The 26,646-nt window shown below is 70.4% G+C and carries 21 protein-coding genes, 1 tRNA gene, 1 pseudogene and 2 CRISPR repeat arrays (1 of these 25 cut by a window edge); of the genes and pseudogenes, 17 read left to right on the top strand and 6 right to left on the bottom strand.

The genetic code is table 11. From position 1 onward, the window contains the following. Window positions 1-1,438: a CRISPR direct-repeat array (repeat unit 29 nt; unit sequence GTGCTCCCCGCGCACGCGGGGATGATCCC); it reaches 1,764 nt to the left of the window's first position. A gap of 127 nt (window positions 1,439-1,565) precedes the next feature. From TBIS_RS07655 to cas2e, 8 genes are read left to right on the top strand one after another with little or no spacing between them, the layout of a single operon-like run. Continuing rightward, window positions 1,566-4,472 carry a CRISPR-associated helicase/endonuclease Cas3 gene (locus tag TBIS_RS07655; protein WP_013131785.1) on the top strand — a complete coding sequence of 969 codons (2,907 nt, stop codon included), beginning with the start codon at window positions 1,566-1,568 and terminating at the stop codon, window positions 4,470-4,472. After that, a complete protein-coding gene (casA, locus tag TBIS_RS07650; RefSeq protein WP_013131784.1) occupies window positions 4,462-6,168 on the top strand; it encodes a type I-E CRISPR-associated protein Cse1/CasA in 1,707 nt (568 codons plus the stop codon). The genes TBIS_RS07655 and casA overlap by 11 nt, the downstream gene beginning before the upstream one ends. After that, window positions 6,159-6,821 carry a type I-E CRISPR-associated protein Cse2/CasB gene (casB, locus tag TBIS_RS07645; protein WP_013131783.1) on the top strand — a complete coding sequence of 221 codons (663 nt, stop codon included), beginning with the start codon at window positions 6,159-6,161 and terminating at the stop codon, window positions 6,819-6,821. Before casA ends, casB begins: the two co-directional genes overlap by 10 nt. Next, window positions 6,818-7,996 carry a type I-E CRISPR-associated protein Cas7/Cse4/CasC gene (gene cas7e, locus TBIS_RS07640; protein ID WP_013131782.1) on the top strand — a complete coding sequence of 393 codons (1,179 nt, stop codon included), beginning with the start codon at window positions 6,818-6,820 and terminating at the stop codon, window positions 7,994-7,996. Before casB ends, cas7e begins: the two co-directional genes overlap by 4 nt. Continuing rightward, window positions 7,993-8,691: a type I-E CRISPR-associated protein Cas5/CasD gene (gene cas5e, locus TBIS_RS07635; RefSeq protein ID WP_013131781.1), complete on the top strand. Its 699-nt coding sequence runs from the start codon at window positions 7,993-7,995 to the stop codon at window positions 8,689-8,691. Before cas7e ends, cas5e begins: the two co-directional genes overlap by 4 nt. Beyond that, a complete protein-coding gene (gene cas6e, locus TBIS_RS07630) occupies window positions 8,691-9,383 on the top strand; it encodes a type I-E CRISPR-associated protein Cas6/Cse3/CasE (protein ID WP_013131780.1) in 693 nt (230 codons plus the stop codon). The genes cas5e and cas6e overlap by 1 nt, the downstream gene beginning before the upstream one ends. Continuing rightward, complete coding sequence (gene cas1e / locus TBIS_RS07625) at window positions 9,380-10,363, top strand: type I-E CRISPR-associated endonuclease Cas1e (RefSeq protein WP_013131779.1); 984 nt, start codon at window positions 9,380-9,382, stop codon at window positions 10,361-10,363. Before cas6e ends, cas1e begins: the two co-directional genes overlap by 4 nt. Continuing rightward, window positions 10,360-10,710: a type I-E CRISPR-associated endoribonuclease Cas2e gene (gene cas2e, locus TBIS_RS18590; protein WP_013131778.1), complete on the top strand. Its 351-nt coding sequence runs from the start codon at window positions 10,360-10,362 to the stop codon at window positions 10,708-10,710. The genes cas1e and cas2e overlap by 4 nt, the downstream gene beginning before the upstream one ends. A 156-nt stretch (window positions 10,711-10,866) precedes the next feature. Beyond that, a CRISPR array of direct repeats spans window positions 10,867-15,711; the repeat unit is 29 nt; unit sequence GTGCTCCCCGCGCACGCGGGGATGATCCC. Window positions 15,712-16,295: 584 nt separating this feature from the next. Here cas2e and TBIS_RS07620 read toward each other — a convergent pair. Next, window positions 16,296-17,531 (bottom strand): helix-turn-helix domain-containing protein, encoded by a 1,236-nt coding sequence (locus TBIS_RS07620; protein ID WP_013131777.1) that lies wholly within the window; start codon window positions 17,529-17,531, stop codon window positions 16,296-16,298. Further along, window positions 17,528-17,863 carry a putative quinol monooxygenase gene (locus TBIS_RS07615; protein WP_013131776.1) on the bottom strand — a complete coding sequence of 112 codons (336 nt, stop codon included), beginning with the start codon at window positions 17,861-17,863 and terminating at the stop codon, window positions 17,528-17,530. Before TBIS_RS07615 ends, TBIS_RS07620 begins: the two co-directional genes overlap by 4 nt. Before the next feature lie 416 nt (window positions 17,864-18,279). Here TBIS_RS07615 and TBIS_RS07610 point away from each other — a divergent pair, with 416 nt between their 5' ends. The 3 genes and pseudogenes from TBIS_RS07610 to TBIS_RS20165 all read left to right on the top strand — a co-directional run. Next, window positions 18,280-18,459, top strand: coding sequence for a hypothetical protein (locus tag TBIS_RS07610; protein WP_013131775.1), 180 nt, complete (start codon window positions 18,280-18,282; stop codon window positions 18,457-18,459). 24 nt (window positions 18,460-18,483) lie between these two features. Continuing rightward, the gene (locus tag TBIS_RS18585) at window positions 18,484-18,951 is read left to right on the top strand and encodes a GntR family transcriptional regulator (protein WP_242384323.1); all 468 of its coding nucleotides are present in this window, start codon (window positions 18,484-18,486) and stop codon (window positions 18,949-18,951) included. 4 nt (window positions 18,952-18,955) lie between these two features. Continuing rightward, window positions 18,956-19,267: pseudogene (locus TBIS_RS20165) on the top strand (HD domain-containing protein); the annotation flags it as partial. 256 nt (window positions 19,268-19,523) lie between these two features. On the opposite strand, the gene TBIS_RS07605 reads toward TBIS_RS20165, so the two are convergent. Both TBIS_RS07605 and TBIS_RS07600 read right to left on the bottom strand, forming a co-directional pair. Then, the gene (locus TBIS_RS07605; RefSeq protein ID WP_013131773.1) at window positions 19,524-20,000 is read right to left on the bottom strand and encodes an NUDIX hydrolase; all 477 of its coding nucleotides are present in this window, start codon (window positions 19,998-20,000) and stop codon (window positions 19,524-19,526) included. 3 nt (window positions 20,001-20,003) lie between these two features. Further along, complete coding sequence (locus TBIS_RS07600; RefSeq protein ID WP_204251908.1) at window positions 20,004-20,576, bottom strand: phospholipase D-like domain-containing protein; 573 nt, start codon at window positions 20,574-20,576, stop codon at window positions 20,004-20,006. 510 nt (window positions 20,577-21,086) lie between these two features. On the opposite strand from TBIS_RS07600, the gene TBIS_RS07595 reads away from it, so the two are divergent. From TBIS_RS07595 to TBIS_RS07580, 4 genes are all read left to right on the top strand, one after another. Then, window positions 21,087-22,292 carry a helix-turn-helix domain-containing protein gene (locus TBIS_RS07595; RefSeq protein WP_013131771.1) on the top strand — a complete coding sequence of 402 codons (1,206 nt, stop codon included), beginning with the start codon at window positions 21,087-21,089 and terminating at the stop codon, window positions 22,290-22,292. A gap of 141 nt (window positions 22,293-22,433) precedes the next feature. Beyond that, window positions 22,434-22,640 (top strand): hypothetical protein, encoded by a 207-nt coding sequence (locus tag TBIS_RS07590; RefSeq protein ID WP_013131770.1) that lies wholly within the window; start codon window positions 22,434-22,436, stop codon window positions 22,638-22,640. Further along, complete coding sequence (locus tag TBIS_RS19290) at window positions 22,627-22,911, top strand: hypothetical protein (RefSeq protein WP_013131769.1); 285 nt, start codon at window positions 22,627-22,629, stop codon at window positions 22,909-22,911. Before TBIS_RS07590 ends, TBIS_RS19290 begins: the two co-directional genes overlap by 14 nt. Window positions 22,912-23,179: 268 nt before the next feature. Further along, the gene (locus TBIS_RS07580) at window positions 23,180-23,389 is read left to right on the top strand and encodes a hypothetical protein (protein ID WP_013131768.1); all 210 of its coding nucleotides are present in this window, start codon (window positions 23,180-23,182) and stop codon (window positions 23,387-23,389) included. Between the two features lie 7 nt (window positions 23,390-23,396). On the opposite strand, the gene TBIS_RS07575 is transcribed toward TBIS_RS07580, so the two are convergent. Then, a tRNA-Pro gene (locus TBIS_RS07575) sits at window positions 23,397-23,470 on the bottom strand. Between the two features lie 182 nt (window positions 23,471-23,652). Between TBIS_RS07575 and TBIS_RS07570 the strand changes: the two genes are divergently transcribed. Together TBIS_RS07570 and TBIS_RS07565 are read left to right on the top strand one after the other, a co-directional pair. Then, window positions 23,653-24,141 carry a hypothetical protein gene (locus TBIS_RS07570; protein WP_013131767.1) on the top strand — a complete coding sequence of 163 codons (489 nt, stop codon included), beginning with the start codon at window positions 23,653-23,655 and terminating at the stop codon, window positions 24,139-24,141. Further along, the gene (locus tag TBIS_RS07565) at window positions 24,138-24,794 is read left to right on the top strand and encodes a TetR/AcrR family transcriptional regulator (RefSeq protein ID WP_013131766.1); all 657 of its coding nucleotides are present in this window, start codon (window positions 24,138-24,140) and stop codon (window positions 24,792-24,794) included. The genes TBIS_RS07570 and TBIS_RS07565 overlap by 4 nt, the downstream gene beginning before the upstream one ends. A gap of 502 nt (window positions 24,795-25,296) precedes the next feature. Here TBIS_RS07565 and TBIS_RS07560 read toward each other — a convergent pair. Continuing rightward, on the bottom strand, window positions 25,297-26,637 hold the full coding sequence (locus tag TBIS_RS07560) for an NAD(P)/FAD-dependent oxidoreductase (protein ID WP_013131765.1): 1,341 nt from the start codon (window positions 26,635-26,637) through the stop codon (window positions 25,297-25,299). Window positions 26,638-26,646: the final 9 nt, after the last annotated feature.

The raw sequence follows: 26,646 nt of genomic DNA, 5'->3' as shown, positions 1-26,646 counted from the left end.
GTCAGTGCTCCCCGCGCACGCGGGGATGATCCCCAGGCCGCCGCGGTCGCCGACGAGATCGCCGAGTGCTCCCCGCGCACGCGGGGATGATCCCGGCTGGTACAGCTTTATCGACAACGGGTCGTACGTGCTCCCCGCGCACGCGGGGATGATCCCCCGGCGGCGACGGCCGGGATGCGCTCGGTCATGTGCTCCCCGCGCACGCGGGGATGATCCCCCACCCGCGGCGCTGTGGCGGTCGTGCGTTTCAGTGCTCCCCGCGCACGCGGGGATGATCCCACAAGCTTGTTGCCGTGGCAGCAAGCAACGTTGTGCTCCCCGCGCACGCGGGGATGATCCCACCAAGCCGGTTTCGACCCAGGCGTCACCGAAGTGCTCCCCGCGCACGCGGGGATGATCCCTGCGCGTACACCGATTTCCTGTACGTCCACACGTGCTCCCCGCGCACGCGGGGATGATCCCACGGGGAGCTCGCGGTCGGCCGTGGCAGTGGCGTGCTCCCCGCGCACGCGGGGATGATCCCCCCCATCCCTACCCCCTTCCCGAGGCCCCTGCGTGCTCCCCGCGCACGCGGGGATGATCCCAGGTACTGGTCGGTGAATGACTTGCCGGCGATGTGCTCCCCGCGCACGCGGGGATGATCCCAACTCGGCGAGGGGCATGCGCTCGAACCGGTCGTGCTCCCCGCGCACGCGGGGATGATCCCGAGTTCATCGGGCCCTACTACGACAAGGACGCGTGCTCCCCGCGCACGCGGGGATGATCCCATTGTCCGTGCCCTGCGCCTGCGACTGGATGCGTGCTCCCCGCGCACGCGGGGATGATCCCCGTGCGGACGCGTAACCTCGACCCTGCGTGACGTACTCCCCGCGCACGCGGGGATGATCCCGCGACCGGCGCACCGGGCGCCCTCGTCGTGGGGTGCTCCCCGCGCACGCGGGGATGATCCGGCGGAGATCATGCTTCGCGTGATCGGAGAGGGGTGCTCCCCGCGCACGCGGGGATGATCCCCGTTCTACGCCGCGCTGGTCGTGCTCCTGATCGTGCTCCCCGCGCACGCGGGGATGATCCCCAGGCGATCACGGTTACTCAGCGGCGGCGGGTGTGCTCCCCGCGCACGCGGGGATGATCCCTCCTCCTCGAGGTCGGCCGCCCACACCGTCCTGTGCTCCCCGCGCACGCGGGGATGATCCCTCCATGTGGCCTGGCATCATGCCGCCTCATCCGTGCTCCCCGCGCACGCGGGGATGATCCCGCCCCCGGGTTCTGCGTGAGGGCCTGGGCGAAGTGCTCCCCGCGCACGCGGGGATGATCCCCCGCAGGATCATCCCGTCGGCGGCCGGCACCATGTGCTCCCCGCGCACGCGGGGATGATCCCCCGCCTCTTGGAGACGGTCCCCGACCCCGCTGTGCTCCCCACGCACGCGGGGATGATTCCGGGCGGACTCATAGCGAAATTGCATGATACGCGGCACCCTTCACAGAAGCAGGAAACTTTTTCCACTCTAGTTAGTCAATTTGATAAATCCCAAGATATTTGTTCAGGTGTGCCGTTTAATAGCCTCATGCCGGACGAAGAGCCGTCCTTTCACGTGCACGCCGAACGCTTATCGGCTGCGGCGCGCACGGTATGGGCGAAGTACGACCGATCCACCGACGGATGGTTGCCGCTCTGGCGGCACATGGCCGATAGCGGCGCGGTGGCCCGGCTGCTGTGGGACCGCTGGCTTCCGCCCCAAGTGCACCGGGTGATCGCCGAGTGCCTTCCCGGCGGCGAGGAGGAGGCGCGCCGGCTGGCGATCTGGCTGGCGGCGACGCACGACATCGGCAAGGCGACACCGGCGTTCGCCTGCCAGGTGGAACCGCTCGCCGCCCGGATGCGTGACGCGGGGTTGGACATGCCGCCGGCCAGGATGCAGGATCGGAAGCAAGCCCCGCACGCGCTGGCCGGTCAGGTGCTGCTCCAGCAGTGGCTAGAGGAGCGGTACTGCTGGCCTCGACGGGCCCCGATCCAGTTCGCGATCATGGTGGGCGGCCATCACGGGGTTCCGCCGGCCGCTACGGACATCCACCACCTCGCCATGCGTGAGCACCTGCTGCGAACCCCGGACTGCGCAGCGCTGTGGAAAAGGGTGCAGTGGGAGATTCTGGACTTCTGCGCGGACGCCTGCGGCGTTCGCGGCCACCTGTCCCATTGGCACGAGGTCAAGCTGTCCCAGCCCGCGCAGGTGCTGCTGACCGCACTGGTCATCGTCGCGGACTGGATCGCCAGCAATTCCGACCTTTTCCCGTACTTCCCCGACGCGGCGCGGCAGGACGAGCGCGAACGCGTGGCGGCGGCATGGCGCGGCCTCAACCTGCCCGAGCCGTGGCGTGCCCGGGAGCCGACGGAGGAGCCGGCAAGGTTCTTCACCTCTCGCTTCCGCCTGCCGCCGCAGGCGCGCGTGCGCCCGGTGCAGGCGCGCGCTCTCGAGGCGGCGCGGAGCATGTCGTCACCCGGCCTGATGATCATCGAGGCCCCGATGGGCGAGGGCAAGACCGAGGCTGCGCTGGCCGTCGCCGAGGTCTTCGCCGCGCGCAGCGGCGCGGGCGGCTGCTTCGTCGCGCTCCCCACCATGGCGACGGGCAACGCGATGTTCTCCCGGGTTCTGCGCTGGCTGCGCCGGCTCTTCACCGGCCGGGACGGGGCTCACTCGGTCTTCCTGGCCCATTCCAAGGCGGTGCTGAACGAGGAGTTCACCGGCCTGGTGCGGGCCGGTCGGCGGGCCGTACGCGGTGTCGATGCGGACGGGGGTGCGGGCGAATGGCGGCACCGCGAAGACCTGCGGAGGCCCTCCGCCGAGCTCGTCGCCCATCAGTGGCTGCTCGGCCGGAAGAAGGGAGTGCTCGCGTCGTTCGTGGTCGGCACGATCGACCAGCTGCTCTTCATGGGGTTGAAGAGCCGCCATCTGGCGCTCCGGCATCTGGCCCTCGCCGGCAAGGTCGTCGTGATCGACGAGGCGCACGCCTACGACGCGTACATGAACTCCTACCTGGACCGGGTGCTGTCGTGGCTAGGCGCGTACCGGGTCCCGGTGGTGGTGCTCTCGGCGACGCTGCCGGCCGCCCGCCGGCGGGAGCTCGCCGCGGCGTACGCGGGTGCCCGCCCGGACGATGCGGCGTTGGCGCACGTGGCGCAGGCGGCCGGGTATCCGCTGATCACGACGGTCGAGCCCGGCGGCCCGGTCAAGACCGAGCCGGTGGCCGCCTCGGGCCGGGAGGTCGAGGTACGCCTGGAGCGCTTGGCGGACGACCTCATCGTGCTGGGTGACCGCCTCGAAGCGGAGCTGGCCGAAGGCGGGTGCGCCCTGGTGGTGCGCAACACCGTCGACCGGGTGCTGGAGACCGCCGCGTACCTGCGGAAACGCTTCGGATCCGAGAACGTCACGGTGGCGCACTCCCGCTTCCTGGATCTCGACCGGGCGGCGAAGGACGCGGACCTGCTCCGGCGTTTCGGCCCGCCGGGCGAAAGCGCCGGTCGGCCCGCCGGGCCGCACATCGTGGTGGCCAGCCAGGTCGCCGAGCAGTCCCTCGACATCGACTTCGACCTGCTGGTGTCGGACCTGTGCCCGGTCGACCTGCTGTTGCAGCGGATGGGACGGCTGCACCGGCATGAGCGCGGCGCGGGCCAGAGCGAGCGGCCGCCGCGCCTGCGGACCGCCCGCTGCCTGATCACCGGCGCGGACTGGAGCGCGGCGCCGCCCGAACCGGTGCCCGGCTCCGTGCGGGTCTACCGCCGGTACGCCCTGCTGCGCTCCGCCGCGGTGCTGGAGCCGTACCTCTCCGGCACCGCGGAGACCGGGCACACGGTACGGCTCCCGCATGACATCAGCCCGCTCATCCAGCGGGCGTACGGACCCGATGAGGTCGGTCCCGCCGAGTGGCAGGAGGCCATCGCGGCGGCCCACCGGGAGGAGGACGCTCACCGCGAATCCCAGCGGAGGAATGCGGCGGCGTTTCAGATCGCCCCCGTGGGCCGGCCGGGCAGTCCCCTGCTGGGCTGGGTCGAGGCCGGGGTCGGGGACGCCGACGACACGCGAAGCGGCCGCGCGCAGGTCCGCGACGGACGCGAGTCGCTGGAGGTGCTTGTCGTGCAGCGCCGCGCGGACGGCACCCTGGCGACGGTGCCGTGGCTGGGCGAGGGGCGCGGTGGGCTGGAGCTGCCCACCGAGACGGCGCCCGAGCCCCGGCTCGCCCGGATCGTGAGCGCGTGCGCCCTGCGGCTGCCCCACCACTTCTCGTATCCGGAGACCCTCGCCCGGGCGATCGACGAGCTCGAGGCCCTGTGCATCCCGGCCTGGCAGTCCGCCGAGTGCCACTGGCTCGCCGGTGAGCTGATCCTCATGCTCGACGAGAATTGTCGGTCCCGCCTGGCAGGCTACGAGCTGCACTACACCCCCGATGACGGTCTGGAGGTGATCCGTGTCGAGTGATCCAACCCCGGCCTCGTTCGATCTGACCAGCGAACCGTGGTTACCCGTCCAATGGCGGGACGGCACCGAGGGCGCGCTGTCGCTGCGGGAGGTCTTCGCCCAGGCGGACCGGCTGCGGCGGCTGGTGGGCGATGTCCCCACCCAGGAGTTCGCCCTGCTGCGGCTGCTGCTGGCGATCCTGCACGACGTGATCGACGGGCCGCGCGATTCCGACCAGTGGTACGAGCTCTGGGAAAGCGGGCTTCCGGTCGGCGACATCCACGCGTACCTGGATCGGCACCGGGGGCGGTTCGACCTGCTGCACCCGGAGGAGCCCTTCTACCAGGTCGCCGGGCTGCGCACCGCCACGGGAGAGGTGAGCTCCCTGGACCGCATGGTCGCCGACGTGCCCAACGGCGCGCTCTTCTTCACCATGCGGGCGCGCGGCGCGGAGCGGCTCGGCTTCGCCGAGGCGGCCCGCTGGCTGGTGCACGCCCATGCGTTCGACACCTCCGGGATCAAGACCGGTGCGGTCGGGGATCCCCGGGTGAAGAACGGCAAGGTGTACCCCCTCGGGGTGGCCTGGGCGGGGAACCTGGGCGGCGTGCTGGTCGAGGGGAACACCCTGCGCGAGACCCTCCTGCTCAACCTGATCGCCTTCGACCTCCTGGACCGGAATCTCGATCCCGAACGTGATCTCCCCGCATGGCGGCGCCCGCCGCTGGGCCCGCGGCAGCTGGACGAAACGGAGCTGGCCAGCCGCCCCGCGGGGGTACGCGACCTCTACACCTGGCAGTCGCGGCGGATCCGTCTGGTGTTCGACGCCGAGGGGGTCCACGGCGTGGTCCTCGCCTACGGGGATCCGCTGGAGGCGCACAATAAGCACCTGCTCGAGCCGATGACGGGCTGGCGGCGCAGCGCCAACCTGGAGAAGAAGCTCGGCCGGTCCCCGGTCTACCTGCCGCAGCCGCACGACCCCAGCAAGAGCGCCTGGCGCGGGCTCGCCTCCCTGATCACCGGTTACGGGAATGCCTCCGGGCAAGGCCGGGAGGCCGCGCCGGCCCTCCGGCCGCTGATCATCGAGTGGATCGCCCGGCTTTGCGTCCTGGGCTATCTACCGCCCGGCTTCCTGATCCGGGCCCGGCTCTTCGGCGCGATCTACGGGACCCAGCAGTCCGTCATCGACGAGATGATCGACGATGCGGTGGCGATGCCGGTGGTGCTCCTGCATGAGCGGGACCAAGCCCTCGGCGAGGCCGCGATCGATGCGGTCACGAAGGCCGAGGAGGCCGTCACCGCGCTGGGCGATCTCGCCGCGTACCTCGCCCGCGCCGCCGGGGCGGAGGAGGGCCCGCCGAAGGCGGAGGCACGGACCCGCGGCTTCGCCGCGCTCGATGGACCGTTCCGGGATTGGCTGGCCCACCTGCGCCCCGGAGACGACCCGCAGGACAAGCGGGCGGAGTGGCAGCGCAGAGCCTACCGGATCATCAGCCGGCTCGGGGACGAGCTCCTCCGGTCGGCCGGTGACGCCGCGTGGGACGGCCGCACCATCACGACGGAGCAGGGCCGGACGATCTGGCTGACCGCAGCGCACGCGGACCTGCTCTTCCGGAAGGCACTGAACAAGGCCTTGCCCGCCGCCGCGGCTTACGAGCCCAAGCCCGAGCCGCCCGGCGGTGAGAGTGACCGGCACCATCTGGAGGCAGCATGGTCGTGACCTCGGCCAAACCCGTCCCCCGCCAGCGCGTGGAGGAGTTCGTCGGCCGGATCACCGGGGAGTACGTCAGCGAGCTTCAGGCGGGCTACCTCGCCGACCAGAGCTGGGCGGTCGCGAGCCTGGCCCAGCTCCGGCGGGGCGCCGGCAAGCTCCCCCAGGACGTGCCCGAGCTGTGGGGCATGACCGGTGCGGAGCGGCTGTTCGCGGACGAGACCCTGAGCGAGGCCAAGGCGGCCCAGGCCGAGACGGCGATGTTCCTCGCCGTCACCCTGTACGCCCTGCACCAGCAGTCCCAGGCCGAGCCGATGCACCGCCCCGGGGTGGAGCTCGGGGAGGCCGTGCGGCGGCTCATGGGCGACGAGATCGACGAGCCGATCCGCCGACGCTTCGTCCGGGTCGGCACCGCCGCCACCCGCGACGCCCTGGCCACCCGGCTGCGGGAGATCATCACGCTGCTGCGCCGGGACGCGATCCCGCTCGACTACGGGCTGCTCGCCGGGCAGCTCTACCTGGCGCAGACGCCGGACGGGCTGCGGCAGGTTCGCCAGCGCTGGGGCCGCAGCTTCCACGCCCACCGCGCCAAGAGCGCTTCCCCCGGCGAGTCCCCCGCCACCCCTAGCAAACCCACCCCCAGCGACAAGGAAGCGGCATGACCAGGACCATTCTCGACATTCACGCCCTGCAGACCGTTCCCCCGAGCTGCGTCAACCGGGACGACACCGGAACCCCGAAGACCGCCGTGTACGGCGGGGTCCGCCGGGCCCGGGTCTCCAGCCAGGCCTGGAAGCGGGCGATCCGTAAGGCATTCCACGAGCTGCTCGACCCCAGCGAGCTCGGCGTCCGCACGCGGAGGGTCGCCGAGGTGCTCGCCGGACGGATCCAAGAGCTCGACCCGTCGATCGAGACATCCGAGGCATGGGCCCTGGCCGCCGAAACGATCCAAACCGCCACGGGGTCCAAGACCGAGATTCCCAAGCGCAAGGACAAGGGTGACGGCGCGGTGGCGCCGGAGTCCAAGTACCTGCTGTTCCTCAGCGCCCACCAGCTCGGCGGGCTGGCGGAGCTCGCGCTCAAGGGGCGCGACGACATCAAGGCGTTCTTCAAGGACAAGGCCGCCAAGGACCAGGCGAAGCAGATCGCCAACAGCCGGCACTCGGTGGACATCGCGCTCTTCGGCCGCATGGTGGCCGACGGCGCGGATATCAACGTCGACGCCGCGGCTCAGGTCGCGCACGCCATCAGCGTCCACCGGGTCGACAACGAATCCGACTACTTCACGGCGGTCGACGACCACCAGGAGACCGACGACCTGGGCGCCGGCATGATCGGCACGGTGGAGTTCAACTCCGCGACCCTCTACCGGTACGCGGCGGTCGACGTCGACCTGCTGCGCGCGAACCTGGGGGCCGGCTTGCGCGAGGACGAGCCGGTGACCGAGCCGGTCCGCCGGGCGGTGGAGGCATTCGTCCGGTGCTTCGTCACCTCGCTGCCCACCGGCAAGATCAACACCTTCGGGAACCACACCCTGCCCGACGCGGTCGTGGTGAAGATCCGTTCCTTGCGGCCGATCAGCTTCGTCGGCGCCTTCGAGGAGCCCTGCCCGGTCGACCCGGAGACCGGCGGCTACCTGAAGGCGGCATCGCAAGCCTTGGCGGCCTACGTGCCCGAGATCGAGCGCGCCTACGGGGAGGCGGACGTCCCGGCCTGGGTGCTCCGGGTCGGCAAGAACACTCACGAGCTGTCCGCACTGGGACGTGAGGTGGCGTCGATCTCGGAGCTGGTCTCGGCGGTCGGCGCCGAGGTCGTCCGGCGGCAGGGTGGGGCATGAGCGTCCTGCTGATGCAGCTCGCGGGCCCGCTCCAGTCGTGGGGGTCGTCGTCACGGTTCGCCCGGCGAGCCACCGAGGCGGCCCCCACGAAGAGCGGGGTGATCGGCCTGCTCGCCGCCGCGCAAGGGCGTCCCCGGTCCGCCGATCTGGCCGACCTCGCCGCGTTGCGCTTCGGCGTGCGCATCGACCAGCCGGGCACGCTGCTCCGCGACTTCCAGACCGCCCACCGGTTCGACACGGGGGCCGCGCTTCCGATCTCGGAACGCTTCTACCTGGCGGACGCCGTGTTCGTCGCTGGCGTCGAGGGCGAGCCCGGCATCATCGAGGAGCTCCACCGGTCCCTGCTCCACCCGGTCTTCCTTCCCTACCTGGGGCGCCGCTCGTGCCCGCCGGCCCGGCCGATCAGCCTCGGCGTCCGGCACGAGCTCACGCTGGAACAGGCGCTCGGAACGGAGGAGTGGCGGGCGGCGCGCTGGTACCAGCGACGCCACCGCGAGGCAGAGGTCGATCTGGAGCTCCTCATCGAGCCCGCGGTGGCCGAGGAGCAGACCGGCAGCCTGCGCGACCAGCCGATCACCTTCGACCCCCTGCACCGCCGGTACGCGCTGCGCGGCATCCGCCACGCGCGCGCGACGGTGCGCAACCCGGCCGCCCGCCGTGACCACGACCCGACATCCGTCCTGAGGGATGCGTGATGTACCTCACCCGATTCCGCTTCAACACCGCGCGAGTCGGGGCTCGCCGGTTGCTCTCCTCCCCGCAACGGCTGCATGCGGCGGTGATGTCCGCCTTCGCCGAGCCGCCACCCGCTCCGTCCGGCGGGCCGCGGGTGCTGTGGCGGGTCGATCGGAACAGCCGGGCCGAGACCTACCTCTTCATCGTCAGCCCGGCGAAGCCCGATCTGACCCATCTGGTCGAGCAGGCCGGCTGGCCCGAGACCGGCCGATGGGAGACCTACGACTATGCGCCGTTTCTCTCCCGGCTGGCCAAGGGCGACCGCTGGGCGTTCCGGCTCACCGCCAACCCGGTTCACCTCGCCCGCCGCACGGACGCCGAGCCCACGAAGATCACCGCTCACGTCAGCCCTCGCCACCAGGTGCGCTGGCTCCTGCAACGCCAGGACGCCGCCGGCTTCAGAGTGGTCGAGAAGCCCCCGGAGAAGCGGCTGCTCCCCGAGGGCGATGAGCATGAGCTGGTCATCCACGAACGGCAGAGGCTCACCTTCACCCGGAACGGCCGGGACAGGGTGACCCTGGTCACCGTCACCTACGACGGGCTGCTCGAGGTGACAGACCCGGACGCCCTCCGCCGGACCCTCACCCGAGGGCTCGGCCGGGCGAAGGCCTACGGCTGCGGCCTGTTGACCCTGGCGCGGTGTGACTCATGACCACCGTCGGCAAGCGGGGTGCGTCCTCCCCGTGGGAGCTCACCCGCGCCGGGGACCGCCTCTCGTTCGTCTACCTCGAGCGCTGCACCATCCACCGGGAGGACAACGCCCTCACCGCTGAGGACGCCGAGGGCGTCATCCATATCCCGTCGGCCACGATCGGAACACTCCTGCTCGGCCCGGGTACCCGCGTCACGCATCAGGCGATGAGCCTGCTCGGCGACAGCGGGGCGGGGGTGGTGTGGGTCGGGGAGAACGGGGTCCGGTTCTATTCGGGCGGCAGATCCCTCACCCGTTCCTCCGCGCTGGTGGAGGCGCAGGCGACCAAGTGGGCCAACCACCGGACCAGGCTCGACGTGGCCCGGGAGATGTACCGCAAGCGCTTCCCGGATGAGGATCCGGCCGGATTCACCCGGCGGGAGCTCCTCGGCCGAGAAGGGCGGCGGGTCAGGGAGTGCTACCGCAGAGAGGCCGCGAGAGTCGGGATCCGCTGGAAGGGCCGGGAGTACGTGCCCGGAGACTTCGGCTCGAGTGATCCGGTCAATCAGGCGATCACGGCGGCCGCCCAGTGCATGTACGGCATCGCGCAGACCGCGGTGGCGGCTTTGGGCTGTGCTCCCGGCCTGGGCTTCATTCATTCGGGGCATGAACTGGCGTTCGTGCTGGATATCGCCGATCTCTACAAGACCGAGGTGGCCATTCCTGTCGCGTTCGAGGTCGCCGCGGAGAGCGCACAGGACGTGGGCTCCCGCACCCGCCGGGCGATCCGAGACAAGGTCAACAAAATCGGCCTGCTCCAACGCTGTGTGGAGGACATCAAGGATCTGCTTCTCCCCGAAGGCGGGGCTGATCCCACCGAGGAGGACATGGACCGGGTGATGCTGCAAAGCGACCACGGCATTGAGGTGGAATCGGGTCGCAACTATGCCGACGACATCCTCTTCACCGATCTCGGCGAGGGCGGCGAGGTGACCTGGTGACGGTCTTGATCCTGACCCGCTGTCCGGCCGGGCTGCGAGGCTTCGTGACTCGCTGGCTGATCGAGATTTCCCCCGGTGTCTTCATCGGCGGGCCGTCGGCCCGGATCCGGGAAGCACTATGGCGAGAAGTGTGCAGGTATGCGAACACGGGGCGGGCTCTTCTCGCCTATACCACGGACAATGAGCAAGGATTCACCTTCAAGACTCATGATCATAAATGGCAGCCCGTCGATCACGACGGTCTCATTCTGATCCGGCGCCCGAAAGAACAGCCCGCCGTCTCCGCAACCCCTCCCCCGAGCGGCTGGAGCAAAGCCGCGCGCCGGCACCGATACGGCCGACGCTAAGGGAGAGTGGCTCGTGTCCACGGTGCTCTCAGCGCCGCCCATCGAGAACGACCGTCCCCCAGCTACGACCCCCTCTCCTAATAGTCCAAAATGTCCGATCCTCTGAAAGTGGTGGAAATCCGCGCCTGCGCGCGATAAACGCGCAGGTCGGGAAGCGTGCTCCCCGCGCACGCGGGGATGATCCCGTCGATTGCTACGACGTTGTCCGGCATCCGGCGTGCTCCCCGCGCACGCGGGGATGATCCCATCGACAGGTCGGTGAACTCCAGCGGTTCCCGGTGCTCCCCGCGCACGCGGGGATGATCCCAACCTGATGAAGGCCGCGAGGCAGGCGGCCAAGCTGTGCTCCCCGCGCACGCGGGGATGATCCCCTTCAGCTGGCGGGGCAGACGCGCCACCGTCATGTGCTCCCCGCGCACGCGGGGATGATCCCAGTGTCGGTACGTGTTCGCTGCGGCAGTGCGGGTGCTCCCCGCGCACGCGGGGATGATCCCGATGGCTCACGATGGCAAGTCAGCCCCGGGAGGTGCTCCCCGCGCACGCGGGGATGATCCCTCGAACTCGGGGTCGTCCTTGCGGACGATCGTGTGCTCCCCGCGCACGCGGGGATGATCCCGGGGAGCGCCTCATGGGCTCCCCCGATACGACGTGCTCCCCGCGCACGCGGGGATGATCCCAACGAGGCCCGCCGCCTCCTCGGTGCCGTCGACGTGCTCCCCGCGCACGCGGGGATGATCCCCTTCTCGCCGTCTTTGCCCAGCTCAGAGCGGGGTGCTCCCCGCGCACGCGGGGATGATCCCCCCACGGGCACCCAGCCGGGCGACCTGTTCCTGTGCTCCCCGCGCACGCGGGGATGATCCCCCGGTACACGGCCTCCTGCTTCTTGGAGCGCGGTGCTCCCCGCGCACGCGGGGATGATCCCGCCGGCGCGGGTTTGCTGCCGTGAGCCCGGGCGTGCTCCCCGCGCACGCGGGGATGATCCCCTCCAGGACAAGTGGGAGGAGTGGCAGCGGTCGTGCTCCCCGCGCACGCGGGGATGATCCCAGGGAGGAGGGATATGACGGTTCAGCAGCTGGGTGCTCCCCGCGCACGCGGGGATGATCCCCGCCCTTGGATGTCCACCTCCCCGGTGGACGTGTGCTCCCCGCGCACGCGGGGATGATCCCGGGAGCTGCTGGCCCTGGTCGAGGGAATCGAAGTGCTCCCCGCGCACGCGGGGATGATCCCTCGGCGCGGCTGTGCGGAGTGAGGGCGCAAAGGTGCTCCCCGCGCACGCGGGGATGATCCCGTCTCGGCGTCGACCCGGCCGGCTGCCGGGGGGTGCTCCCCGCGCACGCGGGGATGATCCCCCGGTGGCTGCCTACCAGGATTGGGTGAAGTGGTGCTCCCCGCGCACGCGGGGATGATCCCGACCGCTCATGAGCGCTCGAGCGCTCGCCGGTGTGCTCCCCGCGCACGCGGGGATGATCCCCGGCATGTCCGTCCGCACCATCCACCGCACGAGTGCTCCCCGCGCACGCGGGGATGATCCCCGCTCGAACTCGGCATCGTCCATCTCCCAGTCGTGCTCCCCGCGCACGCGGGGATGATCCCGGGGCCATCGCCATGACCCGCGCCCAGCACCTGTGCTCCCCGCGCACGCGGGGATGATCCCGGCAGGCCGAGCTTCGCCGGGTCCGGGCCGAGGTGCTCCCCGCGCACGCGGGGATGATCCCCTCGACGGTTCCCCCGCTCTTGCCGGTCTCCAGTGCTCCCCGCGCACGCGGGGATGATCCACCCACGCCAGAGCGTTCAGTCCGGAGCTGAACTGTGCTCCCCGCGCACGCGGGGATGATCCACCCACGCCAGAGCGTTCAGTCCGGAGCTGAACTGTGCTCCCCGCGCACGCGGGGATGATCCCCACGAGCTCGCCGAGCAGATCCGCCAGGAGCGGTGCTCCCCGCGCACGCGGGGATGATCCCGCCGCCTTGCGGCACGCCACGTTGCAGGTGGTGTGCTCCCCGCGCACGCGGGGATGATCCCCGGAATGATCGTCACCACCAGCTACGGCACCTGTGCTCCCCGCGCACGCGGGGATGATCCCGGTGGTGATCTGCCACCGGCTACGGGCGTATCGTGCTCCCCGCGCACGCGGGGATGATCCCGTCAAACCCAGGCTGCGGCTCACCCCCTACCTGTGCTCCCCGCGCACGCGGGGATGATCCCTTCCGGCTGGCGAGCGCTCGTCGTCGAGGGAGGTGCTCCCCGCGCACGCGGGGATGATCCCGTTACGCACCCGACGTTCCCGGCAGGCGCGCAGTGCTCCCCGCGCACGCGGGGATGATCCCGGCGCCTTGACGTACCAGAACGAGGCCGGGTGGTGCTCCCCGCGCACGCGGGGATGATCCCGGCCGGGCCCACGAGAGTGAGGGGTGGGCTGTGTGCTCCCCGCGCACGCGGGGATGATCCCGCACCAAACTGCATGTGCCATTGGCAAGTGATGTGCTCCCCGCGCACGCGGGGATGATCCCTGACGGTGGGCGGGCTTGAGGTCGAAGTAGCGGTGCTCCCCGCGCACGCGGGGATGATCCCCGGAGCTGAGACTGATCGCGAAGTGCTGGAACGTGCTCCCCGCGCACGCGGGGATGATCCCCTTGGCACCCAAGCCGCTTAACCGAGACCCGAAGTGCTCCCCGCGCACGCGGGGATGATCCCTGGACGGCAGGAGATGGCGCTAGCCGGGACACGTGCTCCCCGCGCACGCGGGGATGATCCCCCGTGACAGGTGTCGGTCTTTTGTCGTAGTGTGTGCTCCCCGCGCACGCGGGGATGATCCCGCCCGGTCACCCTGCGGCCGGCCCAAGCCCCGGTGCTCCCCGCGCACGCGGGGATGATCCCTTTTGCCCGCCCCCCCGCAGGCCCCGCACAAAGTGCTCCCCGCGCACGCGGGGATGATCCCTCGATCACCGGTTTGACCGGTTCGACCGGGGTGTGCTCCCCGCGCACGCGGGGATGATCCCCGCGTCATCCCCGTCCCGGTGCTCCAGGCGGAGTGCTCCCCGCGCACGCGGGGATGATCCCCAACGCAATTACCTGCTCCCCGCGCATGCGGGGTGCTCCCCGCGCACGCGGGGATGATCCCGCGGTGGCGGCGCAAAACGCCATCCTCGTCGAGTGCTCCCCGCGCACGCGGGGATGATCCCGACGGCGTGTGGAAGCAGCCCAAGGTCCTCGCGTGCTCCCCGCGCACGCGGGGATGATCCCGGATACAAACTGATCAACGACCCCGAGCCGCAGTGCTCCCCGCGCACGCGGGGATGATCCCTGGTACCCCGCACGGAACTCGGCGATCGCCTGGTGCTCCCCGCGCACGCGGGGATGATCCCCGGGTGGTGGTCTCGGCGAGGCGGGCGAGCACGTGCTCCCCGCGCACGCGGGGATGATCCCCATCTACGAGCCGGTGAACGCCAGCGCACCGGGTGCTCCCCGCGCACGCGGGGATGATCCCTCCGCGGTCACGGACACCACTTGGCCGGACCGGTGCTCCCCGCGCACGCGGGGATGATCCCTCAGACTCCCTGGATGCGGGCGATCGAGGCAGGTGCTCCCCGCGCACGCGGGGATGATCCCAGTCTTCTTAGAGACTCCGGGGTTTACCGAGTGTGCTCCCCGCGCACGCGGGGATGATCCCATCCTTTTCGCCCTCGCAGATCCAGACGACCCGTGCTCCCCGCGCACGCGGGGATGATCCCCGCTGGGGGGTGCCGGCCGGGGCGTCGTCGAGGTGCTCCCCGCGCACGCGGGGATGATCCCGACGGCGTGTGGAAGCAGCCCAAGGTCCTCGCGTGCTCCCCGCGCACGCGGGGATGATCCCGGACCGCAGGGTTCGACGAAGTGGCGGATTCCGTGCTCCCCGCGCACGCGGGGATGATCCCGCCAAGTCCACGCTGCTCGCACCCGTCAACGTGTGCTCCCCGCGCACGCGGGGATGATCCCGCCAAGTCCACGCTGCTCGCACCCGTCAACGTGTGCTCCCCGCGCACGCGGGGATGATCCCGCCGGCCAGGACAAACCGAAGACGGCGCGCGGGTGCTCCCCGCGCACGCGGGGATGATCCCCGGGCACCCCCACCCTTAACGGGCACGCCGGTGTGCTCCCCGCGCACGCGGGGATGATCCCCGGGGGATCAGATGAGAGGACTCGCGCTTGTCGTGCTCCCCGCGCACGCGGGGATGATCCACTTGGATCTCCCGCAGGTCCAGGTCGACGTCGTGCTCCCCGCGCACGCGGGGATGATCCCCGGCCTGTACGCCCTCCCCGGGGCCACCCTGTGTGCTCCCCGCGCACGCGGGGATGATCCCTTCTACCGCACAAGGGAGGGCAGCACCACCGTGTGCTCCCCGCGCACGCGGGGATGATCCCGCCTCTGCGTGGCGCTCAGAGGCCCGATTCCGGTGCTCCCCGCGCACGCGGGGATGATCCTGAGTAATTCCGGAGAGGACTAGGTGCTCCCCGCGCACGCGGGGATGATCCCCGGCCTGTACGCCCTCCCCGGGGCCACCCTGTGTGCTCCCCGCGCACGCGGGGATGATCCCGGGTCGAGCACGGTGTCACCGGGGCGGGTGTGGTGCTCCCCGCGCACGCGGGGATGATCCCGAGGGCCCATTGGGGTTAGCAATCGGCGGCGGGTGCTCCCCGCGCACGCGGGGATGATCCCCACGACGTCGTACCCGGCACCGTTTCGCCAGGGTGCTCCCCGCGCACGCGGGGATGATCCCTGGCTCTGACGATCATGCTGCGGGGCGAGGACGTGCTCCCCGCGCACGCGGGGATGATCCCGTGAGCTCGTAGGCGATTGGAGCGATTCATACGTGCTCCCCGCGCACGCGGGGATGATCCCCTCGAGATTCGTGCCGCATCCCGGTTCGGCGAGTGCTCCCCGCGCACGCGGGGATGATCCCGTGGCTATAAGATCACGCGCTTCGTCGAGGAAGTGCTCCCCGTGCGCGGGGGGATGATCCGTCACCAGCACCCTAAGTGGGACACCCATGTCTGATCTTCCCGTCTGCCGTCGCCCCGCCCCAGGGACAACAGGCCGGCGACGGAGGGTCAAGCCCCGATTCGTGTGTACTTGACCCGTAACCTTCCACGCGCGCCGGTTGCCCTGCCAGCACAGCCGGGCTTGACCCGCAGGAGCCGGTCCTTCTGGGCTTTGCCCGAGTCGATGACGGGCGGGAATATCAGGACCTCTCCCCCGGCACATGCATGGGCACCACCTGAATGCTTCTTCGTGATCTTGAGGGCTTCTCGGAGCCGGACGCCCCGGGGTTTTGGGCAGAGCCCAATGCCCACTCGGCAATGCTGCCTGAGAACGAGGCGCGCGCGCCGAGGGGGATCGGCCCCAACGAGGCCACACGCCCGCTGAAGGCAGGTCGCGCGGCCCAAAGGTGGCTCAGCTCGGCACGTGCAAGTTGGCCGGCCGTGGATCTGAGTGGCGCACCGGAGCCGTGCTGCGCTCTTCCCCGTTCTCTCGAGTGCCTCGGGCCCTGCCCCGCCGCGCAAGCAGCGGCTTGAAGACGTAGGGAAAGCTGTAACGGATCTCTGGCCTAGGGCGCGACATCTGCGCGGCGGGCGAGCATGGTCAACTCCGCGGGCACTCGTCGGCCGGAGAGCTGGATTAGATCGCGAATGGTTTTCCGCGACTGAGGATGTCCGTGGACCATTTCCGGGGCCAGTTCCTCGGCGCGGGTCAGTGTGGCGACCGCTTCGCCGATGTGCTGCCGCTGTGTGTGCGCTCTAGCGACGTCGAGGAGAAAACGGGCTTGTCGTTCCGAGGAGAGACCGGATGGATCTACCTCCTCTGTCAGTTCAAGGGCTTCACCGGCGTCCCCAAGGTCGACAGCGACCGAGACGGCGTGAATCCGCACGTTCGTAGGCCCGAACTCGGTGTTGAAGTCGTTGCGGTCTTGCCCGAGGCGGTCGGCGATCTTCCGGGCTTCGTCGATGCGCGCCCGTGCGGTGGCTCGTGCTCCTTCCCGGGCCGCGATGACGGCAAGGACCAGGTGCATGGCGCCGAACAGCGACAGTTCCTCCGGCCTGCAGTCTTCACGTACGATGCGTGGGCGCAGTGCGGTGATGGCGGTCTGGGCGACGCGTTCGGCTTGCTCGTAGCGCCGCAGTCCCACGAAGGCGTGTGCCATGCGGAAGTGCCCGGCGATCACCTCAAGGGAGTTGCCGGACTGCTCCGCGGCGGCGAGCGCCCGGTCGGCGGCGACCCATGCGGCATCGGCTTCGCCCTGCTGGGCGAACGCCGCGGCCATGGCCTGATAGGTGCGTGCTCGAAGCCGGTGGACCCGGGTCCGTTGCTCTTCAAGCGCCTGCCGGCCAGCCACCTCCAGGCGAGGCAGTAGCTCTTTAAGGGTCTCCGTCAGCTCCGCGAACCGGGACGCATGCGCCAGTGCCCATGCCCGGTCGACCCCATGCGACAAGGCATCCACGTCGATGACCTGCGCTGGTTCTTCTGCCTCAATGAGCACGGGAAGCGCCGGGTGCCCGGTCAGTGCCATCCGCAGACCATCAAGATCATTCTTCTCCACGGTCTGCTGTGATCCCGGGGCGGACGAGCTCGCCTCGGGACGGAGGACCTGGACGGAGACACCCAGCGCATTGGCCAGAGCCTGGATGACCGAAAGCCGCTCGACCGGCTGCACGTCGCGCTCCACCTGGGACACCCAGCTCTCGGACCGGCCCACCTCGGCGGCCAGCTCCTTCTGCGACATGCCCCTGCGCTGCCGCAGCTCCTTGACGCGCGCGCCGAAGGTCAGCCCTTCGAGATCGGTCACTGGTTGTCACTCCCTCCGCCGGGAAGCCCTTTGGCCACCTGCGGGGTAAGAAAGTCGACCTCGATCGCGCTCAGATACTGCTCCCGCTCTGCCAGGAACCGCTGCACATGAGGCTGCGCCTCATGCGATTCGAAGGCGGTCCGATCGGCATAAAGCTCGTAGAAGATCCGCTGCAGCGGCCGCCCCTCCACCTGGTGCACCGCGTAGACAAGCATCCCCGGCTCGTGCGCGCGGATTTTCTCCGCCGTCTCCGCGACCAGCCGATCGAACGCCTCAGCACTCGTCTGATCCTTACACGTAAAGCGGACCACCAGTCCGAACCCGTCGGTCATCCACGACCCCAATCTCGATCTCATGAGGAGGATGTGCGCGGTGGCTGCACGGGGACAGGCCGCCTACCTCCAGATCGCCGATGACCTGCGCGTACAGAATCCCGCTGCTTCCGCAGTCAACTGCATGTCATCGGATCGTCACTTTCTGTGGCGTACACCCGTGACTGTACTCACAGATTTTCTGCGATACAATAGTTTTTCTGTGGATCAGCAGTGAGCCGGCGAGTCTGCGACACTGTCTTCAGCGACAGGAGGCGTAGCCCGCGGCTAAGCGCTGGACCTGCACCTGGACCGATATCGATCGGACGCGCCCCTTGTGCGGGTGAGGCGGGACGCTGCAACGCGTAAACGGGCCACTCATCTGCACCGATGGGAAGACGCTTCGCGCTCGCACCGACAAGCCCCGCCGCGTCTACGTGCACACGGCCTTCTTCTGGTTCTACTGGGGCGACCAGCACGACGAGCGCGTATCCTGCCTGCGCCTGGGGCCGGCGGCCGACCGGATCGAGCAGGCGGCGCGCGACGGCTGGCGCGAGGGAGAACAAGGCGAGCTCAGCATCGACCTGTCGAAGGTCGCCGATGCCCATGGAGCCTGAGATGCGGGGTGGCTGGCTGACCGGATGGCGCGTCTACCGGCAGGTCGCCGCCCGCTGCGCGAGCGCATCACCACCGGGGCGTACCCGGCGGGCTCGATCCTGCCGTCGGAGGCCGCCTTGTCGGCGGAGTTCCGCGTCGCCAGGAACACGATCCGCCGCGCGCTGGAAGCCCTGGAAGCCGACGGGCTGATCCTGACCGTCCCCTCCCAAAGGTCGCCTGGTCCGGGCGGGCGCCCAGACCGTCACCGCCTCCTACAGGTACCAGGTGATCGCCAGCGAGCTGGAGCAGAAGATCAAACGGGGCGATCTCGCGCCGGGGATCCGCTGCCGAGCGAGGCCGAGCTGGCCTGGTTGTACGACGTGTCGCGCCACACCGTACGGCACGCCTTCGCAGAGCTGGAACGCGCCGGCCTGATCGTCTCCCACCACGGGAAGGGCCGGTTCGTCTGCCCACCCCCAAGACGTCCTGGGACGTCTGACCCTCCGGCCTAGCCCGGTGCCAGGCCGGGAAGCCTACAGTCGACACGTGGCAGATGTGGAGTGGGCGCGGGAACTGGCGCGGCGGCTGCTCGCCGAGCGGCTGCCCCGGCGGTGGGCGCACACCCAGGGCGTGGCGGCCCGGGCCGCCATGCTCGCCCCGATCCTCGGTGAGGAGGCCGGCACGCTGACCGCCGCCGCCTACCTGCACGACATCGGGTACGCGCCCGACCTGGCCACGACCGGGTTCCACCCGCTCGACGGCGCCCGCTACCTGCGGGATGTCGCCGGGGCGGATGCGATGCTGTGCCGGCTGGTGGCCCATCACTCGTGTGCGACCTTCGAGGCGACCGAACGCGGCCTGGCCGAGACCCTGCTCAGCGAGTTCCCCCCGCCGGAGCGGTCGCTGCTGGCCGATGCGCTGACCTACTGCGATATGACCACCGGCCCCGATGGGCGGCACCTGTCCGTGCCCGAGCGGCTGGCCGAGATCCATTCCCGCTACGGCCCGGGCCACCTGGTCAGCCGCTCGATCGCCGCGGCCACGCCGTGCATCCTCGCCGCGGCCCGCGCCGTGGAGGCGGCCCCTAGCCCAGGTACGGCAAACCGGTGCCGGCCAGGAAGTGGCCGATCCGCAGGCGCATTGACCGGTCCATCGGCAAGCCTTCGACCTGGTCGCGGGGCACCCAGCGCACCTCGGTGGACTCACTGCTCGGCGTGGGCTCACCGTCGACCGCCCGGGCGGTGAGGACGATGGAGAACTCCTGCCGGGCCTCCCCGTTGCTGGTGTAAAAGATCACATGCTTGGGATCGGTGTAGATCCCGACCAGGCCGGTGATCTCACAGCGGACGCCGGTCTCCTCCAACGTCTCCCGTGCCGCGGCCTGTTTCAGCGACTCGCCCAGATCGATCGCCCCGCCGGGGAGCGCCCAGTTGCCGTTGTCCGAGCGGCGGATCATCAGGATGTCCCCCGCGTCGTTGGTGACCACCACGTTCACCGACGGGACCAGGCTGTTCGGCGCGGGGGCGTCGGGGTCGTCGTAGTAGTCGATCCGGCCGGCCATGGGTCACGACTCTACCGGGCGGGCCTGCTCCCAGACCCGCTCGAAGCTGGCCAGGTAGGTGGCGACCATGTTCCCGCCGGGCACCTTTCTCAAATGCAGCACGGGGGCGTTGGCCGCGGGCGTGCCGTACACGTGCGTGTTGACCAGGAGCTGATCGTCCCCGCGGTAGATCGAGGTGTACAGCACGGTGCGGTGCAGGCGGATCGCGACGTTCTCCCGCCCCAGAAGTGGCCGGTACAGCACGAGCGCGTTGTGGATCTTGGCGGCCATGGCCTCGTCGATGCCCTCGTCCGTGCCGCGCCGGGCGACCTCGGGGCTGTCGGGGTCCCCGAGCAGGATGCGCACCCGCACCCCGGCGGCCGCCTTCTCGGCGAACATGCGCACGATGCCCGCGTCGTCGGCGAGGAACAGCCCGGCGTACACCAGCACGCCGATGTCCTTCTTCGCCTCGGCGAACAGGCGTCCCCAGGCGTCCCAGGGAACGGTCCAGCGGTTCGGGTCGTAATCGAAGCTGAACCGCCCGGGCCGCCCTGGAGGAGTACGAGCACTGTGAGTTCGGGGTACCGCGCCGATCACCGGTTCCATTCTTGGATCGGCTGCTGCAGTCGCTCCGGGGCAAGGTCACCCTGGTCCAGGCTGCCAGGTCGGCGTGGGCCGTTCAGTGGGCGCGAGCCGTGCCGCTCCCATGGGAGCAAGCCTCCACTCCCATTCTGCTCCCAAAACCGGACATCTAAAGAAACGAGAAAGGCCGCTCCCATCTCGGGAACGGCCTCTGACCAGCGTCGGGACGGCCGAATTTAAACCGACGCCCCCTTGACCCCCAGTAAAGAAAAGGTCAAAACGTCGGCCCAGGTAATCCGTCGCTTCCGCAGGTCAGGCCGGTTTCCGGGTGTCCTCTGCGGCACTTTGCGGCGTGCCGCCCCGGTGCCATACTCACGCATCAACCCGACAAACCGCCACCCCACCCACTAGCACGGCGGCCGCAACGCCAACGTGCGAGACCGTAATGCGGTCAACACATGGCATGGAAAAGGCCCTGGCCTTAGCCTGAGGGGTGTCAGCACCTCGGAAAGGACAGGGCCTGCTATGCCCGAGGCTAACACGGACTACCGACGCATTGGCGAGAACGTCCGCCGCGCCCGCCACTACCGGGGCATGACCCTCGATCAGCTAGCCGGGCTCATCGGCCGATCCAAGAGCTGGCTGTCCCGGGTGGAGAACGGGGTCCTCCCCCTGGAGAAGCGGCGCGACATCGCCGCGATCGCAGACGCGCTCCAGGTGTCCGCATCCGACCTGCTCGGAGAGGGCGCGTCGATGATCCCGCGCATGCGCGGGTACGGCGACCTCACCCGCCTGCGCGAGGTCCTGCTGGGCTCCCGGCTCACCAGCCCACCGGACGTGCCGGCCCGCCCGCTGGAAGAGCTCACCGCGGTCGCAAACGGGCCCCTACTCGCCGCCCGGCGCGCCTCCGACCACATCGCCCAGAGCCGGCTCCTGCCGGACCTGATCGCCGAGCTGCACGTCCACGTCAACACCGGCGACGAGCAAACCAAGGCGCGGGCGCTGCGACTGCTGATCGACGCCTGCGCCGCCGCAACCTTCCTGCTCCGCAACAACAGCCGGTGGGAGCTCGCGTGGATCGCCGCCGACCGCGCCGTCCAGGCCGCCGAGATGCTCGGCGACCCCATCGCCGCCGCGGAAGCCGCGTTCCCCGCGGCGCACGCGCAGCTTTCGGTGGGCCGCTCACGCGCCCTGCGAGAGACCGGCCGGGTCGCCGACTCGATCGAAGCCCACCTCGGCGACGACCGGCGCGCGCACCAGGTGTACGGGATGCTGCGCCTGTCGGCCGCCCTCGCCGCCGTGATCGACGGCGACCACACCGCAGCAGGCGAGCAGGCCGACGAGGCCGCCCGCATCGCCGACCGGATCGGCGACCACGCGGACGCATGGCAGTGGTTCGGGCCGGCCAACGTGGCCGTCTGGCAGTGCATGCTCGCCGTCGAAACCGGGGAGCCTGGGCGGGCGTTGCAGCGCGTGGAGACCGCGGACCTGTCCATGCTCCCCCAAGGGCGGCGTTCCGCACTCCATATCGAGCTCGCCCGGGCGCACGCCATGCTCGGCAACACGCGGGAGTTCGTCCAGGAGCTGCGCGCCGCCGAACGGCTGGATCCTCCGCGGGTGCACCACAACCCGCTGGTACGTGAGCTGGTGTCGACGCAGCTTGAGCGGGCGCGCAGGGCCACGGGCGCGCGGGACCTCCGCGGCCTGGCCTACCGCATCGGCGTGGTGTAGTAGCTGGGTTTCCTCCCTGCAACTTCCCGGCGGGGTTCGAGATTACCCTCCACCCGGTGTTACAGGGCGTTGCCCTGATGTTGCGTAACGCACGCGCCCGCACGGTCCCAGTGCGGTGCGTTCAGCACACCGGAGGCAACCGTGGCTTACCCCGCCACCGCAAACCACGCCACCGTGCCCGGCTGGCGCATCTGGCGGTCCGACGCCGGCCGCTGGTGGGCGACCCGGCACCAGCCGTTCCCCAAGGCCGCCGAGGCGATCGGCGCCGCGCGCACCGTCGACCAGCTGCGCGAGGTCATCGCCGAGCAGGAACGCCTGGCCGCGAACGCGCAGGGTGGAACGCGATGACCGGCTTCCCCGCGGGGACCGGTCGGACGAGCTCTACCGCCTCGCCCCCGAGCGAGTGGTCCCCGACGGGACACGGGCCACGTGCCGCTTCTGCGACCAGGAGATCATCGCCAGATACACCATCTACGGCAACGTATGGGTGGCGACCAAGGAGGACACCAGCGGCCGCGTAGAGACCCGCGCGGAATGCCCCCTGCACGTGCGCACCCTGGTGCGCATGTACGGGGAGCACCAGCCTGTACCTGGCACGGAGATCCCACCACCACCCTGATCCACCCCCGATGAGGCACGCTCTATGGGCGTGCCAGGCCCCGGCCGGCCGGACAACACGGCGAACGGTGCGAGCAGGTGCAACCACCGGCCGATCGGGGGCCACCCCCACAGGCCGGCACCACCAGGGGGGCACGATAAGGACGACGCAAGGGAATCAAACCGGCACAAAACCCGATTACGGCTGGCCGAAGACTCCACCTTGCTCGACAGGAAAGGCAAATCCGCGACGACGATGCAAGTAGGCCCGCTGTAGAGGAAGCGACGTCATGTCCAGCACCACATCGAACGCCAGCTCGTGCGCTGTGGTCGAGCTCACCGAGGAAGAGGGGCGCAAGTTCTTCGACGAGGTGACGCGTGCGGAGCTGGGCATGTCCGGCGACGAGTTCCTCCGCCGGTACGATGCCGGTGACTTGCTCCCAAAATCGGACATCCAGAGAAATGGGAGAGGCCGCTCCCAGGTGGGAAACGGCCTCTGAACTGCGGTCGGGACGGCCGGATTTGAACCGACGACCCCTTGACCCCCAGTCAAGTGCGCTGCCAAACTGCGCCACGTCCCGTCCGGCGTGTACTACCGGCTGCACCAAACCTTAGCGCAGATTCCGGCCTGTTGCGTACCGCAGGCCGCTCCCAGCGGTTGAAGCGTTCCGCAGCCGCGGCTTGTTCCCGGTGTTCCCGCAGATCGTGACGGTATGCGCCATCCGCCGATCAGGGCGCGGCCGCGTCCTCTAGGCTTGCGACCGTGGGAAGGAAGCCCCGGATCGACAAGGACGAGCTGCGGCGCCTGACCGCAGAGGGCTGGTCGAACGCGCGCATCGCCGAGTACTTCGGCGTGACCGAGTCCGGGGTGCTGCAGGCGAAACGGGCGGCCGGGCTGTCGAAGCCGATGACCGATCACAGCCGGGCGCTGCCGTGGAAGCTCAAGCGCGAGCACAGCCAGAGCGGGCCGGCGACCAACCTGAGGAACCTCTCGGCCGTGGCGCAGGGCCGCACCATCCCGAAGGAGAAGCTCAACACGGCCCTCCGCTGGGCGGACCGGCTCGTGAGCAACGATCTCGACATCACCTACGACCCCGAGCACGGGTTCCGCGAGGTGCCCGCGGGCGGCGACTCGCACATCGCCCGGGTGCTCGCCGAGGCCCGTGCCGCGCTCGAGGCCGCCCAGCAGAACGCGTCCGACACGGCCGCGCAACAGGCATCCGGTACGGCCTCGCCCGGGGACGGCGCGTGAGATCGGCCGGCCCAGACCGGGAGGCACCGAGCGGCCCGGCGGCGCGCCGGAACCGGCTCGCGCCGGCCACGCCGAAGGGGCGGCGCACCGAGGCCGCGCTGCTCGACGCCGCCCGCCGGGTCTTCGCGGAGAAGGGCTTCCTCAACGCCAAGATCTCCGACATCACGCGGGCGGCCGGGAAGTCCTCCGGGTCCTTCTACACCTACTACGACGGCAAGGAAGAGCTGCTCACGGCGCTCCTGGACCGGCTGCCGCCCGCCGAGCCACCGGCCCACACCGGCGATCCCCGGGAGGCCGTCCGCTCGGCCGTCCGGGCGTACTGGACCACCTACCGCGCGCATCTCGGCGAGATGGTCGGCCTGTTCCAGCTGTCGATGACCGACCCGGCTTTCGCCGAGCGCTGGCGGGAGCTGCGGGCTGCGCGCATCCGCACGGTGCTCGAGGTGATCCGGGACGCCGAGGCATCAGGCCACCGGCTGGATCTCGACCCGGGCATCCTCGCTTCCGCGATCGTCTCGATGCTGGAGTCGTTCTGCTGGGTGTGGCTCGCCGCCGGCGGCGACGCGGGGGTGGCGCCGCCGGACGACGAGACCGCGATCGAGACGCTGAGCGCGATCTGGTACCGGGCGCTCTACCCCGGCCGCGCCTCCTGACCGCCGTGCCGGCCGCGGCCGCTTCCCCTCACCGCTAACCGGCCCACCTATAGCCGGCCGGCGGCACCGCCGATGCCTTCTCACCCTTGCCCGGCTGAGCGGCACCGCCGCTTCCTCCTCACCGCCGATCGGCGGCCGAGCGGTACCCCGCGCCGGGTGCGGTTTCCGTTCACAAGGTGCTCCAGGCCGTCCCTACGGCGCGCAGGCCCACCACCGCACCGCGGCACGCAGCTGCCTCGCCCACACGACCGGACCGGTCCACAGGCCTGCCGCCGCTTGCCCGCACGATCGATCCGACTCACGGACCGCAGCCGCTCGCCCGCACGCCCGGACCGGCCCGCAGGCCCGCGGCCGCGTCACCGCTCGCGGCCCGCGACGGCACGGCGCAGGATGAGCAGGGGCCCGGCGGTGCCGTCCCCCTGGCTTCCGCTGTGCGTGTTCTTCCTCTGCCTTACCTTGATCTTGCGGACGCCCGCGCCGTAACAACGCCACCGGCCCGCCGCTACCGCGTCCGCACCTCCTGCCCGGCGGTACGGCCCGGCCCCGTGGTGCGGGCGGCGAGGGTGAACTCCTGGCGCGGGTGCTGGATCGCGCCGAGGGACACGATCTCCCGGGGGAAGAACAGCCCCAGGGTCCAGTCGGCCAGGATGCGGCTCTTCTTGTTCAGCGTGGGCATCCGGGCCAGGTGGTAGGTCCGGTGCAGGAACCAGGCGGGGAAGCCGCGGACCTCCTTGCCGTAGACCTGGGCCACCCCGCGGTAGAGCCCGAGGGTGGCGACCGAGCCGAGCTGCCGGTGCCGGTACGGCTTGAGCTCTTCGCCGCGGATCGTGGCGATGAGGTTGTCGGCGAGCCGTTTGCCCTGCCGTACGGCGTGCTGGGCGTTGGGCGGGCAGTAGTCCCCAGGCCGGGTGAGGTCGGGCACGGCGGCCACGTCGCCGGCGGTGAACGCGAAGCGGGTGCCCACGATCCGGAGGAACGCGTCCGCGCGGACCCGGCCGCGGTCGTCGAGCGGCAGGTCCCCCTCGTAGACGAGCGGGTTGGGCTTCACCCCGGCCGTCCAGACGAGGGTATCGGCGTCGAACTCGTCCCCGTCGTCGAGCACGATGTGGCCGTTCTCCGCGGAGACGAGCCGGGTGCGGAGGCGGACGTCGATGCCGCGGGCGCGCAGCTGCCGCACGGTCCACCGCCCCATGTCCGGCCCCACTTCGGGGAGGATGCGGTCGGTTGCCTCGACGAGCACCCAGCGCATGTCGCTGTTGCGGATGCCTTTGAAGTACTTGCAGGCGTCGCTCGCCATGTCCTCCAGCTCGGCGAGGGCCTCGACGCCGGCGTACCCGCCGCCGACGAAGACGAAGGTGAGCGCGCGGCGCCGCACCGCCTCGTCGGGGGTGGAGGCGGCCAGGTCGAGCTGCCCGAGCACGTGGTTGCGCAGGTGGATGGCCTCTTCCACGGTCTTGAAGCCGATGCCCCACTCGGCGAGCCCGGGGATCGGCAGCAGCCGGGAGATCGACCCGGGGGCGAAGACCAGGTAGTCGTACTCGATCGTGAAGTCCGCCCCGTCGTGCGGGCTGAACTCCGCCACCCGGTCGGCGAGCCGTACCGAGGTGACCCGCCCGCTGAGGATCCGGCAGCGGGGCAGGACCTGGCGGAGCGGGACGACCACGTGGCGGGGCTCGATGTTGCCGGCCGCGGCCTCGGGCAGGAACGGCTGATACGTCATGTAGGAGTCGAGGTCGGCGACGGTGACCTGGGCCTCCCAGGGCCGGAGCCTGCGCTGCAGGCGCAGGGCGGTGTACATGCCGACGTATCCGCCGCCGACGATGAGGATGCGTGGGACGGTCATGGCGACCCC

Source organism: Thermobispora bispora DSM 43833 (assembly GCF_000092645.1).
Classification (GTDB): Bacteria; Actinomycetota; Actinomycetes; order Streptosporangiales; family Streptosporangiaceae; genus Thermobispora; species Thermobispora bispora.
Note: the sequence above shows the minus strand (reverse complement) of the source record. Positions and strands in the feature narration are given on the sequence as shown.

What these genes read in the sequence shown, in the direction of transcription:
- TBIS_RS07595 (WP_013131771.1), top strand. Translation starts at nt 21,087, where the DNA reads ATGCCCGAGGCTAACACGGACTACCGACGCATTGGCGAGAACGTCCGC.
- TBIS_RS07615 (WP_013131776.1), bottom strand. Translation starts at nt 17,863, where the DNA reads ATGACCGACGGGTTCGGACTGGTGGTCCGCTTTACGTGTAAGGATCAG.
- casB (WP_013131783.1), top strand. Translation starts at nt 6,159, where the DNA reads ATGGTCGTGACCTCGGCCAAACCCGTCCCCCGCCAGCGCGTGGAGGAG.
- cas7e (WP_013131782.1), top strand. Translation starts at nt 6,818, where the DNA reads ATGACCAGGACCATTCTCGACATTCACGCCCTGCAGACCGTTCCCCCG.
- TBIS_RS07655 (WP_013131785.1), top strand. Translation starts at nt 1,566, where the DNA reads ATGCCGGACGAAGAGCCGTCCTTTCACGTGCACGCCGAACGCTTATCG.
- cas1e (WP_013131779.1), top strand. Translation starts at nt 9,380, where the DNA reads ATGACCACCGTCGGCAAGCGGGGTGCGTCCTCCCCGTGGGAGCTCACC.
- TBIS_RS18585 (WP_242384323.1), top strand. Translation starts at nt 18,484, where the DNA reads ATGGCGCGTCTACCGGCAGGTCGCCGCCCGCTGCGCGAGCGCATCACC.
- TBIS_RS07560 (WP_013131765.1), bottom strand. Translation starts at nt 26,637, where the DNA reads ATGACCGTCCCACGCATCCTCATCGTCGGCGGCGGATACGTCGGCATG.
- TBIS_RS07580 (WP_013131768.1), top strand. Translation starts at nt 23,180, where the DNA reads ATGTCCAGCACCACATCGAACGCCAGCTCGTGCGCTGTGGTCGAGCTC.
- cas6e (WP_013131780.1), top strand. Translation starts at nt 8,691, where the DNA reads ATGTACCTCACCCGATTCCGCTTCAACACCGCGCGAGTCGGGGCTCGC.
- cas5e (WP_013131781.1), top strand. Translation starts at nt 7,993, where the DNA reads ATGAGCGTCCTGCTGATGCAGCTCGCGGGCCCGCTCCAGTCGTGGGGG.
- TBIS_RS07605 (WP_013131773.1), bottom strand. Translation starts at nt 20,000, where the DNA reads ATGGCCGGCCGGATCGACTACTACGACGACCCCGACGCCCCCGCGCCG.